General features: G+C 65.6%; 1 protein-coding gene. It reads right to left on the minus strand.

Annotated features, from left to right (window positions below; genetic code table 11):
- Window positions 1-231, minus strand: a 231-nt coding sequence (locus G3I78_RS50305) for a hypothetical protein (protein ID WP_203616618.1), incomplete at its 3' end; no start/stop codon positions are given.
- Window positions 232-395 lie beyond the last annotated feature (164 nt).

Here is a 395-nt window from a genome sequence, read left to right on the forward strand (position 1 = left end):
GTAGACGAACGTGCCCTCGTACTGGAGCGTGTTCGGTTCGAGCGCCACGTGGTTGGTCTCGTCGATCGTGCTGGTCCACAGGTCGCGGGTGACGACGTGGACGTCGAGGTCGCTGGTGGGGTTGCCCCAGCCTCTGATCAGGGAACCGCTCGCGAACACCGTCTCGTACGCGTCCGGGAGCAGATTGCGGCTCTTGAGCTCGGCTATTACCCCGGAGGTGTAATACGTCATGAGGCACGGCCCTTCCCCGTCTCGGCCCGCCGCGACCGAGATCATCGGATGACGGCGTGCTCTGGTTCTCCTTGGATCGCCGCCACGGCGTCGGAACGGGCGGCACGCCCCGGAAGGGTGATCTCCGACCCCGGGGACATTTTCCGGCTCACCCGAAGAATCGG

Source organism: Streptomyces sp. SID13726, from assembly GCF_010548375.1.
Lineage (GTDB): Bacteria > Actinomycetota > Actinomycetes > Streptomycetales > Streptomycetaceae > Streptomyces.